Annotated in this window: 16 protein-coding genes; 11 read left to right on the top strand and 5 right to left on the bottom strand. The window is 76.5% G+C overall.

Going from position 1 to position 14,862, the window contains the following annotated elements; all coding sequences use genetic code 11:
* Positions 1-21: 21 nt before the first annotated feature.
* Genes F1C76_13060 through F1C76_13050 form a run of 3 tightly spaced genes read left to right on the top strand, consistent with a single transcriptional unit; the run spans position 22 to position 2,928 of the window.
* Entirely contained in the window at positions 22-729 is a 708-nt protein-coding gene (locus F1C76_13060; GenBank protein QNG39223.1) for an IclR family transcriptional regulator, read from the top strand.
* A gap of 49 nt (positions 730-778) precedes the next feature.
* Entirely contained in the window at positions 779-1,735 is a 957-nt protein-coding gene (locus F1C76_13055; protein ID QNG37389.1) for an oxidoreductase, read from the top strand.
* Positions 1,736-1,740: 5 nt separating this feature from the next.
* Positions 1,741-2,928 carry a cytochrome P450 gene (locus F1C76_13050; protein QNG39222.1) on the top strand — a complete coding sequence of 396 codons (1,188 nt, stop codon included), beginning with the start codon at positions 1,741-1,743 and terminating at the stop codon, positions 2,926-2,928.
* On the opposite strand, the gene F1C76_13045 is transcribed toward F1C76_13050, so the two are convergent.
* A complete protein-coding gene (locus F1C76_13045; GenBank protein ID QNG37388.1) occupies positions 2,905-3,744 on the bottom strand; it encodes a helix-turn-helix transcriptional regulator in 840 nt (279 codons plus the stop codon). The two genes, F1C76_13050 and F1C76_13045, sit on opposite strands and share 24 nt — an antisense overlap.
* A gap of 38 nt (positions 3,745-3,782) precedes the next feature.
* Between F1C76_13045 and F1C76_13040 the strand changes: the two genes are divergently transcribed.
* Positions 3,783-4,319 (top strand): maleylpyruvate isomerase family mycothiol-dependent enzyme, encoded by a 537-nt coding sequence (locus tag F1C76_13040; GenBank protein ID QNG37387.1) that lies wholly within the window; start codon positions 3,783-3,785, stop codon positions 4,317-4,319.
* A gap of 44 nt (positions 4,320-4,363) precedes the next feature.
* Here F1C76_13040 and F1C76_13035 read toward each other — a convergent pair whose 3' ends face one another.
* On the bottom strand, positions 4,364-4,687 hold the full coding sequence (locus F1C76_13035; GenBank protein ID QNG37386.1) for a tetratricopeptide repeat protein: 324 nt from the start codon (positions 4,685-4,687) through the stop codon (positions 4,364-4,366).
* A gap of 71 nt (positions 4,688-4,758) precedes the next feature.
* Between F1C76_13035 and F1C76_13030 the strand changes: the two genes are divergently transcribed.
* From F1C76_13030 to F1C76_13005, 6 genes are all read left to right on the top strand, one after another.
* Complete coding sequence (locus F1C76_13030) at positions 4,759-6,018, top strand: MFS transporter (protein ID QNG37385.1); 1,260 nt, start codon at positions 4,759-4,761, stop codon at positions 6,016-6,018.
* Entirely contained in the window at positions 6,015-7,163 is a 1,149-nt protein-coding gene (locus F1C76_13025) for a precorrin-3B synthase (GenBank protein ID QNG37384.1), read from the top strand. The genes F1C76_13030 and F1C76_13025 overlap by 4 nt, the downstream gene beginning before the upstream one ends.
* Entirely contained in the window at positions 7,160-7,789 is a 630-nt protein-coding gene (locus tag F1C76_13020; GenBank protein QNG37383.1) for a precorrin-8X methylmutase, read from the top strand. The genes F1C76_13025 and F1C76_13020 overlap by 4 nt, the downstream gene beginning before the upstream one ends.
* Entirely contained in the window at positions 7,786-9,276 is a 1,491-nt protein-coding gene (locus F1C76_13015) for a precorrin-2 C(20)-methyltransferase (GenBank protein ID QNG37382.1), read from the top strand. Before F1C76_13020 ends, F1C76_13015 begins: the two co-directional genes overlap by 4 nt.
* Positions 9,277-9,397: 121 nt before the next feature.
* Positions 9,398-10,351 (top strand): hypothetical protein, encoded by a 954-nt coding sequence (locus F1C76_13010; protein QNG37381.1) that lies wholly within the window; start codon positions 9,398-9,400, stop codon positions 10,349-10,351.
* A gap of 97 nt (positions 10,352-10,448) precedes the next feature.
* The gene (locus F1C76_13005; GenBank protein QNG37380.1) at positions 10,449-11,657 is read left to right on the top strand and encodes an MFS transporter; all 1,209 of its coding nucleotides are present in this window, start codon (positions 10,449-10,451) and stop codon (positions 11,655-11,657) included.
* Here the strand turns inward: F1C76_13005 and F1C76_13000 are convergent.
* The 3 genes from F1C76_13000 to F1C76_12990 are packed head-to-tail and all read right to left on the bottom strand — an operon-like array spanning position 11,644 to position 13,716.
* Complete coding sequence (locus tag F1C76_13000) at positions 11,644-12,336, bottom strand: PilZ domain-containing protein (protein QNG37379.1); 693 nt, start codon at positions 12,334-12,336, stop codon at positions 11,644-11,646. The genes F1C76_13005 and F1C76_13000 overlap by 14 nt on opposite strands.
* 28 nt (positions 12,337-12,364) lie before the next feature.
* A complete protein-coding gene (locus tag F1C76_12995; protein QNG37378.1) occupies positions 12,365-13,015 on the bottom strand; it encodes an HAD hydrolase-like protein in 651 nt (216 codons plus the stop codon).
* Positions 13,003-13,716 (bottom strand): cobalt-precorrin-6A reductase, encoded by a 714-nt coding sequence (locus F1C76_12990; protein ID QNG37377.1) that lies wholly within the window; start codon positions 13,714-13,716, stop codon positions 13,003-13,005. Before F1C76_12990 ends, F1C76_12995 begins: the two co-directional genes overlap by 13 nt.
* Before the next feature lie 20 nt (positions 13,717-13,736).
* On the opposite strand from F1C76_12990, the gene F1C76_12985 reads away from it, so the two are divergent.
* Positions 13,737-14,828 (top strand): cobalt-precorrin-5B (C(1))-methyltransferase, encoded by a 1,092-nt coding sequence (locus F1C76_12985; GenBank protein QNG37376.1) that lies wholly within the window; start codon positions 13,737-13,739, stop codon positions 14,826-14,828.
* The last annotated feature ends 34 nt before the right edge of the window (positions 14,829-14,862 follow it).

Raw genomic sequence — 14,862 nt, 5'->3', positions numbered from 1 at the left:
GAGTCGGTGGTCAGCCGGGCGGTGCGGGTGGTCGACGCCTTCCGGCCCGGCGAGACCACGCTCGGGGTCTCCGAGATCGCCCGCCGGTCGGGCCTGCACGTGGCGACGACGTCCCGGCTGGTCGCCGAGCTCGTCGAGCTGGGGCTGCTCCGGCGGGACACCGACCGCAGGGTCGGGCTGGGCCTGCGGCTGTGGGAGCTGGGCGCCCGGGCCTCGCCGGCGTTGTCGCTGCGTGAGGTGGCCATGCCGCTGATGGAGGACCTGCACGCCGTGGTCGGCCAGCACACCCAGCTGGGCGTGCTCGACGGCGCCGAGGTGCTGTTCCTGGAAAGGCTGTCCGCCCCGGGCGCGGTCGTGAACTACACCCGCATCGCCGGTCGGCTGCCGCTGCACGCCTCGTCCTCCGGGCTGGTGCTGCTCGCCCATGCGGGCCCCGACCTGCAGGAACGCACCCTGGCCGGGCCGCTGCGCACCTTCACCCCGGCCACGATCGGCACCCCGGCACGGCTGCGGGCGGCACTGGACCACGTGCGCCGGGAGGGCGTGGCGTTCTGCCCCGGGCACATCCACGCCGACGCCTGCGGGATCGCCGTCCCGGTGCGCGACCCGGCCGGTGCCGTCGTCGCCGCGCTGGCGGTGATCGTGCCCAACGACGCCGATGCCCGGACCCAGGTCCCGGCGCTGCGGGCGGCGGCCCGAGGGATCGGCCGACAGCTCGTCTCTCACTGAGCGAGAACGGCATGGCAGCCGTCACGTGCATCCGGAGATGCTCCGCGGCATGACACCGACCGCCGCAGCGCCGCGGCAGGCCACGCTGCGGGTGACCGCCAGGGAGACGGTGGCCGACGGCGTCGTCGCGCTCACCCTGGCCGACCCGGCCGGGGCCCGGCTGCCCGACTGGACGCCCGGCTCGCACGTCGACCTGGTGCTGCCCACCGGGCTGACCCGGCAGTACTCGCTGTGCGGGGACCGCTGGGACGCCTCGACCTACCGGGTCGCGGTGCTCCGCGAGCCGATCGGACGCGGCGGCTCGGCCTGGGTGCACGACGAGCTCGCGGTCGGCGACCTGGTCGGCGTCGGCGGCCCGCGCAACCAGTTCCGGCTGGTCCCCGCGCCGCGCTACCTCTTCATCGCCGGCGGCATCGGGATCACCCCGTTGCTGCCGATGATCGACGCCGTCCGTCGGCTCGGCGCGGACTGGCGGCTGGTCTACGGCGGCCGCACCCGCGACTCGATGGCCTTCCTGGACGAGCTCGCGGTGCACGGCGACCGGGTGACCGTGCTGCCCCAGGACGAACACGGGCACCTGCCGCTGGCCGAGCTGTTCGCCGGGGTCGACGCCGACACCCGGGTCTACTGCTGCGGCCCCGCCCCGTTGCTGGACGCCGTCGCCGGCCTCGACCTCCCCCCGCGAGTGCTGCGCACCGAGCGGTTCGCTGCGCAGGAGCAGGGCGCCCCGGCCCGGGACACCCCGTTCACCGTGGTGCTCGACCGCACCGGCGTCGAGGTGGTGGTCACCCCCGACGTCAGCGTGCTGGAGGCGGTCCGGTCGGTCGGGGTGGACGTGCTGTCCTCCTGCCGGGAGGGCACCTGCGGCACCTGCGAGACGACCGTGCTCGCCGGGGAGCCCGACCACCGAGACTCGGTGCTCGACGAGGCCGAACGTGCCGCCGGGGACTGCCTGTTCGTCTGCGTCTCCCGCTCCCGCGGCGACCGTCTGGTGCTGGACCTGTGAGCGCCCTGCCGGCCCTGGACCTGGACCCCTTCGACCCCGAGGTGCTGCGCGACCCGCTGCCCGCCCACGCCGCGCTGCGCGACGCCGGCCCGCTGGTCCGCCTCCCGCGGTACGACACGTACGCGATCGCCCGGTACGCCGACGTCCGGGCGGCGCTGAGCGACTGGCAGTCCTTCGAGTCCTCGGCCGGGGTGGGGCTGACGAACTTCCGCACCGAGACGCCGTGGCGCCCGCCGTCCCTGCTGCTGGAGGCCGACCCGCCGGCGCACGACGCCCCGCGCACGGTGCTGGCCAGGATCCTCGGCCCGCGGGCGCTGCGCCGGCTGCGCGAGGACTGGGCCGCCGACGCCGTGGCCCTGGTCGACGACCTGCTGGGCGGCCGGTCCGAGGTCGAGGTGGACGCCGTCCCGACGCTGGCCGCGGCCTTCCCGCTGCGGGTCTTCCCCGACGCGGTGGGCCTGCGGGCCGACGGCCGGGAGCACCTGCTCCCCTACGGCGACCACGCGTTCAACGCCTTCGGGCCGACCGACAACCCGCTGGTGCTGGCCGGCAACGAGCACATGGCCGAGCACGCCGGCTGGGTCGGGCAGCAGTGCCTGCGGGAGAACCTGGCCCCGGCCGGCTTCGGCGCCGACATCTGGGCCGCCGCCGACCGCGGCGACCTCACCCACGCCCAGGCCCCGCTCGTCGTCCGCTCGCTGCTCACCGCGGGGGTCGACACCACCGTGCACGGCATCGGCGCGGTGCTGCACGCCCTGGCCGCCACCCCCGGCGCCTGGGACCTGCTGCGCGCCCGCCCCGAGCTGGTGCGGGTGGCCTTCGACGAGGCCGTCCGGTGGGAGTCGCCGGTCCAGGCGTTCTTCCGGACGACGGTGCGCGACGTCCCGGTCGCCGACGCGGTCGTCCCGGCCGGGGCGAAGGTGCTGGTGTTCTTCGCCGCCGCCAACCGCGACCCCCGGCACTGGGCCGACCCGGACGCCTTCGACCTCACCCGCGACCCCTCCGGCCACGTCGGCTTCGGGATGGGCATCCACCAGTGCGTCGGCCAGCACGTCGCCCGGCTGGAGGCCGAGTCGCTGCTCACCGCCCTGCTGGCCCGGGTCACCCGGCTGGAGCTCACCGGCGAGCCGGTGCGACACCTCAACAACACCCTGCGCGCCTGGGACTCGCTACCGCTGCGCCTCACGGTGTGACGCGGCGAACCGGCCGGGCGTGGTGCCGGTGACCCGGGAGAAGTCGCGGACGAAGTGGGCCTGGTCGGCGTAGCCCAGCACCGCGGCGGTCTCGGCGAGCGGGGCGCCGTCGTGCCGCAGCAGGTCGGCGGCCTCCTGCAGCCGGCGCCGCTGGACCAGCCACTTCGGGGTCAGCCCCAGCCGCCGCTGCAGCAGCCGCTGCAGGGCACGCTCGCCCAGCCCGGTCTCCTCGCACAGCTGGGCCACCCGCAGCAGGTCGGGCCGGCCCTCCACCAGCGCGACCACCCGGTCGACCAGCTCGCCCTCGGGGTCGACCGGCAGCAGCGGGGTCAGCGCCTCGGCGAACGCCGCGATGGAGGCCTCGTGGGCGGTCGCGGCGAGCGGGTCGACGGCCATCGCCGTCCGCACCCTGTCGACGAGCTCAGCCGAGTCGAGCACCTCACCCAGGTCCACGTGCCGGTCGGTGAACGCGGCCATCGACCCGCCGGCCACCAGCGACCCGGCGGCCGGCGTGCACATCACGCCCACGGCCCAGCCGTCCCCGGCCAGCGTGGTCTCCGACAGCCCGGTGCGGACGCCGTAGAAGCGGGCGTAGTCGTGCGCGACGACCAGCAGCGACACCGGGTACTGAAGCACCCGCTGCACCGACTCCTCCCCGGCCGGCACCGACCAGACCGGCACCCAGAACCGCTGCACCAGCGGCTCCAGCCCGGGCGGCGGCGGGTAGCGGTGCATCACGTGCGAGCGGTCGCCGGGCGCCCGCAGGTGGGCGCGCTCCACGGCGTCCACCGAGCGGCGTGGGGTGTCGGGTTCCATCAAGACGCCACCCTGCCGCACGCAGGAGGGTCCGTGGCGTGAACGCCACCGCCGCCTACGAGGCCGCCGCCCGACCCCTGTCCGCCGTCCTCGACGCCGTCCCGGCCACCGCCTGGGACGCGCCGTCCCCGTGCGACGGGTGGTCGGCCCGCGACGTCGTCGCCCACGTGGTCACCACCCAGCGCGAGCTGCTGACGACGCACGGCGCCGCGCTCGGTCCGGCGCCCGACCTAGCGGACCCGGCCGCGGCCTTCCGCGCGCACAGCATCGAGCTGCTCGGCCTGGCCGGCGAGCTGGCCGACCGGACCTACGACGGGTTCTTCGGCCCCACCACCGTGGGCGCCACGCTCGAGCAGTTCTACGTCTGGGACATGGTCGTGCACCGCTGGGACGTCGCCCGGGCCACCGGCGGCGACGAGACGCTCACCGACGCCGAGCTGGCGCGCACCGAGGCCGGCGCGGACGGCTTCGGCGAGGCGTTGCACATGGACGGCATCTGCGCCCCCGCCGTCCCCGCCCCGGACGGCGCCGACCGGCAGACCCGGGTGCTCGCCCGCCTGGGCCGCACCGCGTAGGCGGAGGGCCGGAGCGCAGGTCTCCTGCGCTCCGGCCCTCCACCTCAGCTCGCCGCGCCGAGGGCGTCGGCCAGCCGGTGGTGCAGTGCGGCCTCGTCGGCCCGGTGCTGGCGCTCCAGCGTGCGGGCCAGCGCCCGGCGGGCCCAGCCGTCGGCCGGCGCCAGGCCCACCAGGGCCTCGAACGCCTGCTCGGCCCTGACCAGCTGCGCGGACTCGAAGCAGGCCCGGCCCAGCAGCTCGAGGACGGCGACGTTGGTCGGCTCGGCCGCCACGACCGGGGCCAGGATCGCCACCGCCTCGGTCGGCTGCCCGCTGGTCAGGAACAGCTCGGCGCGGAGGAACTCGGAGTGCAGGTCGATGTCGGTCATGGGGGGCCTCCTCTCAGGCGGGGGCACAACGCGCCACGGGCCGCTGCCCTTCCCGCCGTCCACGGGGCAGGATCCTCCGGGTGACCCGTGCCGTCGAGACCCCGACCGCGAGCCGTGAGCAGGCCCGCCGGCGGGCGGTCCCCGTGCTGGTGGGCAGCCAGGTGCTCGGCGGCGTCGGGGTGGCCGGCGGGATCGCCGTCGGCGGTCTGCTGGCCGAGCAGGTGTCGGGGTCGACGGCGCTGTCCGGTCTGGCGCAGACCGCCACCGTGCTGGGCGCGGCCGGGCTCGCGGTGCCGATGGCCCGGCTGGCCGCCGCCCGCGGACGACGTCCGGCGCTGGCGACCGGGTACGGGCTGGGCCTGGCCGGCGCCGGGCTGGTGGTGCTCGCCGCCGTCCTCGGCTCGTTCGTGCTCCTCGTCGCCGGTCTGCTGCTGGTCGGCGGGGCCACGGCGTCGGGGCTCCAGGCCCGCTACGCCGCCACCGACGCAGCCACGCCGGCGACCCGCGGCCGGTCGTTGTCCACCGTGGTGTGGGCGACCACGGCCGGCGCGGTGCTCGGCCCCAACCTGTCCGGCGTCGGCGGCCGGCTGGGCGAGGCGGTCGGGGTGACCCCGCTGGCCGGGCCGTTCCTGCTCGCCGCGGCCGCCTTCGCCGCCGGCGCGGTGCTGGTCTGGGTGCTGCTGCGGCCCGACCCGCTGGTGGTCGCCGGGCCCGGCGCGCCGACCGGTCCACGGCCCTCCCTGCGGACCACGCTCGGCGTGGTGTGGGGCCTGCCGGCCGCCCGGCTCGGGCTGGTCGCGATCGCCACGTCGCACGCGGTGATGGTCGGGGTGATGGTGATGACCCCGGTGCACCTGGGCCACGGCGGCGCCTCGCTGCAGCTGGTCGGGCTGGTGATCAGCGTGCACGTGGCCGGCATGTACGCCGCCTCCCCGGTGATGGGCTGGCTGGCCGACCGGTTCGGCCGGGTGCCCACCCTCGGGCTCGGGGTGGGCCTGCTCGCCGTGGCGCTGCTGGTCGGCGGGCTCGCCCCGGCCGAGGCCCACGGCTGGGTGACCGTCTCGATGCTGCTGCTGGGGCTCGGCTGGTCGGCCGGGCTGGTCGCCGGCTCCACGCTGCTCTCGGAGTCCGTCCCCGCCGAGGTGCGCACCCCGGTGCAGGGCAGCTCGGACCTGGTGATGGGCCTGGCCGGGGCCACCGCCGGCGCGCTGGCCGGACCGGTGCTGTCGGCCGGTGGCTACGGCACGGTCGCCGTCGCCGCCGGGGTGCTGCTGGTCCCGCTGGCCGTGCTGCTGCTGAAGGGCGCGCACGTAACCTCGCCCGGGTCATGACCTCACCCCGCGACCGCGTCGACGCCTGCCCCGGCGCCCTGCAGACGCACACCGCCGCCGACGGCGAGCTCGCCCGCGTGCGGGTGCCCGGCGGGTCGCTGAGCGCCCACCAGCTGCGGGTGCTGGCGCTCGCGTCCCGCGAGCTCGGCGACGGCCACCTGGAGATGACCAGCCGCGGCAACCTGCAGCTGCGTGGTCTCCCGGTGGTCCACGACCTCGGCGACCGGCTGGCCGACGCCGGCCTGCTGCCCAGCGCCACCCACGAGCGGGTCCGCAACGTGCTGGCCAGCGCGCTCACCGGCCTGGACGACGAGGGGCACGTCAACGCCTCCCCCTGGGTGCGGGCCCTGGACGCCGGTCTGGTCGCCGACCCCGCCCTCGCCGAGCTGCCCGGCCGCTTCCTGGTCTCCCTGGACGACGGCCGCGGCGACGTGATCGGCCTGGGTGCCGACGTCGGCCTGCTGGCGCTGTCGGCCACCGAGGTCGCGCTGGTGCTCGGCGGGGTCGACTCCGGGCTGCGCACCGACCCTGGCGGCGCCGTCGACCTCGCGCTCGAGGCCGCCCGCGCCCTGCTCGCCGAACGCGCCGCGCAGGACTCGCAGGCCTGGCGGCTGGCCGAGCTGGACGACGGACCGGCCCGGGTCGCCGCCCGGCTCACCGCCCGCCGCGGCACCCCGGTCGAGGTGCCCGCCGCGCCGCTGGTGGGCCAGGTGGGCGCGGTCGCCCAGCCCGATGGACGGACCGCGCTGGTCGGCGTCGTCCCCCTCGGCCGGCTGAGCGCCGACCAGGCCGAGCTGCTCGCCGAGCTGGCCGACGGCGTGCGGATCACCCCGTGGCGCACCGTCGTCGTCCCGGACCTGGCCGAGGAGGCCGTGGACGACGCCGCCGTCGACCTGTTCCGCACCGGGTTCGTCTTCGACGAGTCGAGCCCGTGGCTGCAGGTCACCACGTGTGCCGGCCGGCCCGGGTGCGCGAAGTCCCTCGCCGACGTCCGGGCGGATGCAGGGGCCGCGGTGACGGCGGGCAGACTGCCTGCAGACGGTGCCCGGCAGCACTGGGCCGGCTGCGGACGACGCTGCGGCCGCCCCGCCGGGGCCCTGGACGTGGTCGCCACCGGTGACGGCTACACGATCGGAGCGGTGTGAGCGCGCAGTACGAGTACGAGCACGACGGCGCCGAGATCTACCGGCAGTCCTTCGCGACCATCCGCCGGGAGGCGGCGCTGGACCGGCTGCCCGCCGACGTCGCCCAGGTGACGGTGCGGATGATCCACGCCTGCGGACAGGTCGACCTGGTCTCCGACGTCGCCTGGTCCGACGGCGTGGTGGGGAAGGCGCGGGCCGCACTGGAGCTCGGTGCCCCCGTGCTGTGCGACGCGCAGATGGTGGCCGCCGGGGTGACCCGCAAGCGGCTGCCGGCCTTCAACGAGGTGGTGTGCACGCTCAACGACCCGCGCACCCCGGACCTGGCCCGCGAGATGGGCACCACCCGCACCGCGGCGGCCCTGCACCTGTGGGGCGAGAAGCTCGAGGGCGCCGTCGTCGCGATCGGCAACGCCCCCACCGCGCTGTTCCACCTGCTGGAGATGGTCGCCGCCGGTGGCCCGCGCCCGGCCGCCGTCGTGGGCATCCCGGTCGGCTTCATCGGCGCGGTGGAGAGCAAGGAGGCCCTGGCCGCCTCCGACCTGGACTTCCTCGTCGTCCGCGGCCGCCGGGGTGGCTCGGCGATGACCGCCGCCGCGGTCAACGCGCTGGCGAGCACCGCGGAGTGACCGGCCGCCTCTACGGCGTCGGCCTGGGCCCCGGCGACCCCGAGCTCGTCACCGTCAAGGCCGCCCGGCTGATCGGTGCCGCCGACGTCGTCGCCTTCCACGCCGCCCGGCACGGCCGCTCGGTGGCCCGCGGGCTGGCCGAGCCGTACCTGCGCGCGGGCCAGGTCGAGGAGCTGCTGGTCTACCCGGTGACCACCGAGACCACCGACCACCCCGGCGGCTACCAGGGCGCGATCGACGAGTTCTACGAGACCGCCGCCGCCCGGCTCGCCGCGCACCTGGACGCCGGCCGGGACGTCGTCGTCCTCGCCGAGGGGGACCCGTTCTTCTACGGCTCCTACATGCACATGCACAAGCGGCTCGCGCACCGGTACGAGACCGAGGTCGTGCCCGGGGTGACCAGCGTCAGCGGCGCCTCGGCCGTCCTCGGCCGGCCGCTCGTCGAGCGCGACGAGGTGCTCACCGTGCTGCCCGGCACGCTGCCCTCCGACGAGCTCGCCGAGTGGCTGGCCACCACCGACTCGGCCGCGGTGATGAAGCTGGGCCGCACCTTCCCCGGCGTCCGGGACGCCTTCGAGGCCGCCGGCGTGCTCGACCGCGCCTGGTACGTGGAGCGGGCCACGACCACGCGTCAGCGCGTCCTGCCGCTGGCCGACGTGGACCCGGAGAGCGTGCCGTACTTCTCGCTCGCCCTGCTGCCCTCGGAGCTGACCGGGCCGGGCAACGCGCCCGAGTCGTTCGCCGGTCCGCCCACCGAGCCCGGCGTCACCGTGGTCGGGCTGGGACCGGGCTCCCGCGCCTGGACCACCCCCGAGGCCGCCGCCGCGCTCGCCGAGGCCGACGACCTGGTCGGCTACGGCCCCTACCTGGACCGGGTGCCGGCCAACCCGCGCCAGGTCAAGCACCCCAGCGACAACCGGGTGGAGGCTCTCCGGGCGGCCGCAGCGCTGGAGATGGCCCGCTCGGGCCGCCGGGTCGCAGTCGTGTCTTCGGGCGACCCGGGGGTGTTCGCGATGGCCGCGGCCGTGCTCGAGGTGGCCGCCGCCGACTTCCCCGACGTCCCGGTGCGGGTGCTGCCCGGCATCACCGCCGCCCAGGCCGTCGCCTCCCGGGTCGGCGCCCCGCTGGGCCACGACTTCTGCATCCTGTCGCTGTCGGACGTGCTCAAGCCCTTCGACGTCGTCCTGGACCGGCTGCGGCACGCGGCGCAGGCCGACCTGGTCATCGCGCTCTACAACCCGCGCTCCAAGGCGCGCCCGCAGCAGCTCTTCGAGGCCCGCGACGCCCTGCTCGAGGTCCGCTCCCCCGACACCGTGGTCGTCGTCGGCCGCGACGTCGGCGGCCCCGAGGAGTCGCTGGTGGTCACCACCCTGGGCGCCTTCGACCCCGGCACCGTCGACATGCGCTGCCTGGTGATGATCGGCTCGACCCAGACGCGCGTGACCCCGTCCGGCCAGGTGTACACCAGCCGCCACTACCCGGGCTGACTCGCCGAGTGCACGCCCCGTCTGGTTCGAGAGGCCCGGGAACCAGACCGAGCGTGCACTCGGTCGCTGCGCCTGTGGACAGCGGCCCCGTCGCCTGGACGACGTCCGGCACTCTCCGGCGGTGCCTCTCCGCCTCCGCCCGGTCCCCGAGCTCGCGACCGGACCGTTCCGCGGGTCGCGGGCCCTCGCTGCCGGTCTCCTGACCCGCAACGAGCTGCACGGCCCAGGCTGGGAACGCGTCCTGTGGGACGTCTACGTGGCTGCCGGCACCACGGTCACCCACGACGTCCGGGCGCAGGCCGCCCACCTGCTGCTGCCCTCGGCGGTTGTCAGCGGCCGCAGCGCCGCCTGGCTCTGGGGCGTGGACGTCGACGGTCCGGACGGCGCGCTCCGCGGCCACCCGGTGGAGGTCACCGTGCCCCCCGGCGACGGGCGCCAGGTGCGGGGCCTGCACATCCGGCGCCGTGCGCTGCACCCCGACCACATCGGCTGCGTGCCCTGGATGCGGGACGTGCCCGCGCTGTGGCCGGTGCACGCGGCGCTCGAGCTGGCGGCCGACCCCGCCCGCGGTCACACCGAGTCGGTCGTGGTGCTGGACCAGTTCGTGGAGTCGGCGCCGGTGACCCTCGCGCAGCTGCGGGCGGCCGGCGCGCTCTGGTCCGGGCGTGGCTGTCGCGGCCTCCGGGCCGCTCTCGCCGACGCCGACGGGCTCGCCGGGTCACCTCCCGAGACCGTGCTCCGCCTGGCGATGCGCGCAGCCGGGCTCCCGGACCCCGTCGCGCAACACCGGCTGCGCAAGCCGTCGGGTCAGACGGTGAAGACGCTGGACTTCGCGTGGCCGCACCTGCGCTTCGCGGTGGAGTACGACGGGTCGACCCACGTGAGCACCTCGACCCGCCCGGAGCAGCGGTTCCGGCTGCCGAAGGACCGCCGCGTCCTGAACGAGGTCCAGGAGCTGGGGTGGCAGCTGTTCTACGTCACCGCACCGGACCCGCACGACATGAGGGGCCTCGTCGAGAGGATCGCTGCTGCGCTGGCCGCCCGCGCCTCCGCTCTCGGCGTCCCCATGCACTGACTGCACGCTTGATCTGGTCCCGCGGCTCCCTGGGGAAGAGCGAGCGTGCACTCGGCGCGCCGGGAACAGACCGGGGGGCCGGTGGCTTGCGCAACGAGTGCGCACACTCTCCCGGCCGGCGGCGTTCTGGTCGGTCGCGGTGCTGCTGGTCCTGGTCCTCGCCGCCAGCGGCGTGCCCTCGCCGCTGTACCGGGTCTACGCCGAGGAGTTCGGCTTCTCCTCGGGCGTGATCACCGTGGTGTTCGCCGTCTACGCCTTCGCCCTGCTGGGGGCGCTGCTGGTGGTGGGCGGGCTCAGCGACCACGTCGGACGACGCCCGGTGTTGGCCGTCGCGCTGGTGCTCGAGGCCGCGGCGATGGGCCTGTTCCTGGCCGCGGACGGCGTGGGCTGGCTGCTGGCCGCCCGGGTCGTGCAGGGCCTGGCCACCGGCGCGATGACCGGGGCGTTCGGGGCGGCGCTGCTGGACCTGCAGCGGCCGGAGAAGCCCCTGGGCCCGCTGGTCAACAGCGCGTCGCCGGGCTTCGGGCTCAGCGCGGGCGCGGTCGGCGCGGGGATCGCCGTGCAGTTCGTGCCCTCGCCCACGGAATGGGTCTTCGGCGTCCTCACCGTGGTGTTCCTGGTGGCGGCTGCCGCGGTGTGGCTGGGCCTGCCGGAGTCCTCGCCGCGGCGGCCGGGCGCGTGGGCGTCGTTGCGGCCGAGCATGCACGTGCCGCGGGCCAACCGGCGGGCGTTCGTGGTCGTGCTGCCGTGCCTGGCCGCGACCTGGGCGCTCGGCGGGCTCTACGCCTCGCTGGGGCCCTCGCTGGTCGCCGGGGTCTACGGGGTGGAGAACCACGTGGTGGGCAGCCTGCTGATCCTGGCGCTGAACGGCACCGGGCTGGTCGGCTCGCTGCTCACCCAGAGGCTCGAGCCCACCCGCGGGATGATCACCGGGGCGCTGGTCTTTGCCGTCGGGGTCGCGGGCACGGTGGCCGCGCTCCTGGCGGGGTCGCTGGCCTTCTTCTTCGTGGCCGCGGTGGTGTCGGGGTTCGGCTTCGGGTCGGCGTTCCTGGGCGCGATGGCCACCGTCACCCGCGGGGTCGACCCCGGTCAGCGCGCCGGGCTGCTGTCGGCGGTCTTCACGGTCAGCTACCTGGCGTTCAGCATCCCGGCGATCGCGGCCGGGGTGGCCAGCACGCACATCGGCCTGACCACCACCGCGGAGGTCTACGGGGTGGCGGTGATCGTGCTCGCGCTGTCGGCCGTGGTCGGCCTCCTGGTGCACCAGCGCGGGGCACCGGCCCGGGCGCTCGTCACCGCAGACTGAGCCGCCGCTGCTCCCGCAGGGCCGCGAACACCTGGGCGCGCAGCAGGTCGGCCATGCTCGCGCACAGCCCGGCGTAGGCGACGACGACGTCCCAGCCGTGCTCGTCCGGGCTCACCCGGTGCAGCCGTCCGGGCACCGGGAACACCGCGCCGCGGAGCGTGAGGCCCACGTCGACCTCGGCGCCGGTCGTCGGGGCCAGCGGGCCGGGGGACAGCAGGCAGCGCAGTCCGGTCTCGCTGACGTCCCGGGTGCGGCCGAGGAACACCGCGCCGGACTCCCGTTCGGTGAGCTGGGCGCGCAGCCGCAGGTCCGCGCGCACGGCGTCCCGCCGGTTGCCGGCCTCGGCCGGGCCGCTGGGCACCAGCTGCACCCGCACGCCGGTGCGCACGGTCCAGCACAGCACCACCCGGGCCGGGACGACGCGGACGCCGTCCGCCCCGTTCCAGTACAGCTCCACGCCGTCGCCCGGGGGCAGCGCGCCGGGCAGCTCGACGACCAGGCCGGTGGGGCGCAGTCGCTCGACCCGACCGGTCACGACCACCCCGCCGACGACGACGTCGACGAGCGCACGCGGCAGCGGCAGCTCGGCACCCGGCAGCACGCACACACCTCCCGACGACGTCCGGGACCGGAGTGCCCCGCTGGTCAGGTCATCGGCTGCGGATGCCCCACGGAACAGTCGCCGGACGGGTGATCACCCAGGGGAGTCACAGGTCCGCCAGCGCGGCCGGCACGTCCCCCGGGACGGCGCAGACGACGGCGGCCCCGGCCTGGGCGAGCTCGCCCGGCCGGGCGGGCCCCCAGCCTGCGCCGATGCACGGCAGACCGTGCACCCGGGCGCCGACGACGTCCTGGGCGCGGTCCCCGACGAGCACCGGCCGCTCGCCGTCGGCGTGGGCGGCCAGGGCCAGCCCGACGACCTGCTGCTTGTGCCGCACCCGGCCGTCCATCGTCGCGCCGTGCACGCTCGCGACGGCGTCGGTGAGCCCGACGTGGTCGAGGATCCGGCGGGCGAACTCCTCGGGCTTGCTGGTGGCGACGGCGAGCACCGCCCCGTCGGCCCGGAGTACGTCGAGCAGCTCGGCGATGCCCGGGTAGACCGGGGCGTCGAGGATCGCGCCGGCCGCGTAGTGCGCCCGGTAGGCGGCCACCGCGCGGTCGACGTCGGCGCCGGTGAGCCCGAACGCGGCGGCGAAGCCGTCCTGCAGCGGCGGGCCGACCATCGCAGTGAGCTGGTCGGCGGTGGGTGCGGGCAGCCCGAGGGCGTCGGCGGCGACCCGGATGCTGGCGTGGATGCCGGGCGAGGAGTCGACCAGCGTCCCGTCCAGGTCGAACAGGACGAGCCTCACCGGAGCCACGCCAGGGCCGCCTCGACGGTGTCGACCACCGCCACCCCCGCGGGCAGCGCGGGCCGGCGGACCAGCACCACCGGGATGCCGAGCGTGCGGGCGGCGGTCAGCTTGGCCTCGGTCATGTGCCCTCCGGAGTCCTTGGTGACGACGACGTCGACGGCGTGCTCCCGCAGCAGGGCGAGCTCGTCGTCCAGGGTGAACGGCCCCCGGGCCAGCAGCAGGGTGGCCCCGGCGGGCAGCGGCTCGGTGGGGGGGTCGACCGAGCGCACCAGCACGGTGCCGGGCAGCGCGGCGAACGCGCCGATCCCCTGCCGCCCGGTGGTGAGGAAGACGGTGCCGCTGACCATCGTGGCGGCCTCGGCGAGGGAGTCGGCCCACCGCCAGTCGTCGCCGGGCTGGGCCGTCCACCCCGGGCGTTGCAGCCGGAGCAGGGGCGTGCCGCTGGCGGCGCAGGCGGCTGCGGCGTTCGCGGTGATGGTGGCGGCGAAGGGGTGCGTGGCGTCGACGACGGCGGTCGGCCGGTGCTCGGCGATCCAGGCGGCCAGCCCCGCAGCGCCACCGAACCCGCCGACCCGCACCCCGCCCAACGGCAGCAGCGGCTCGGCCACCCGACCGGCCAGCGAGGACAGCACGTCGACGCCGTCCCCGACCAGGGCCGCGGCCAGCGCCCGGGCCTCGCCGGTGCCACCGAGCACGAGGACGGTCACCGACCGGGCACCATGGAGCCGTGACCAGTGCCGGGACCGAGGGGAGCACGGGCCTGCGGCACGGCTGGACCACCGGCGCCTGCGCGACCGCGGCGACCACCGCGGCCTACACCGCGCTGCTCACCGGCACGTTCCCCGACCCGGTGCAGATCGACCTGCCCCGCGACCGGCACCCGTCGTTCGCCCTCGCCCGGGAGGACCTGGGGCCGGCGCACGCCAGCGCCAGCATCGTCAAGGACGCCGGCGACGACCCGGACGTCACGCACGGCGCGCTGATCGGCGTCACGGTCACCCACGGCGAGCCCGGCAGCGGCGTGGTGTTCGTGGCCGGCGAGGGCGTGGGCACGGTGACCAAGCCCGGGCTGCCGCTGGCGGTCGGTGAGCCGGCGGTCAACCCGGTGCCGCGCCGGCTGATGCGCGAGCACGTCGCGGCCGTCGCGGCCCGGCACGGCGGCAGCGGCGACGTCGTCCTCACCGTGTCCGTCGAGGGCGGCGCGGACCTCGCGGCGCAGACCTGGAACCCGCGGCTGGGGATCCTGGGCGGGCTGAGCATCCTGGGCACGACCGGCGTCGTCGTCCCCTACTCGTGCGCGTCGTGGATCGACTCGATCCGCCGGGGCATCGACGTCGCCCGGGCCGCCGGGCACACCCACGTGGCCGGCTGCACCGGCTCGACGAGTGAGAACACCGTGGCCGCGCTGCACGGCCTGCCGCTGGACGCGCTGCTGGACATGGGCGACTTCGCCGGCGCGGTGCTGAAGTACCTGCGCACCCACCCCGTGCCGCGGCTGACCATCGCCGGCGGGATCGGCAAGCTGGCCAAGCTCGCCGACGGCCACCTCGACCTGCACTCGGCCCGCTCGCAGGTCTCCACCGACGCCCTCGCCGAGCTGGTCACCGGCGCCGGCGGGTCGGCCGAGCTGGCCGCCGGCGTGCGCGCGGCGAACACCGCGCTGGACGCGCTGCAGCAGTGCCAGGCCGCCGGCCTCCCGCTGGGCGACCTGGTCGCGGCCGGCGCCCGGGAGACCTGCCTGCGCACCCTGGCCGGCGCCCCGGTCGAGGTCGACGTCGTGGTCATCGACCGCGGCGGCACCGTCGTGGGGCGTGCGTAGGTGGAGTGCCAGGGCGCGGATCCCGCGCCCCTGC

This window comes from Geodermatophilaceae bacterium NBWT11 (assembly GCA_014218215.1).
GTDB lineage: Bacteria > Actinomycetota > Actinomycetes > Mycobacteriales > Geodermatophilaceae > Klenkia.
This window is presented reverse-complemented; position numbering and strand designations above follow the sequence as displayed.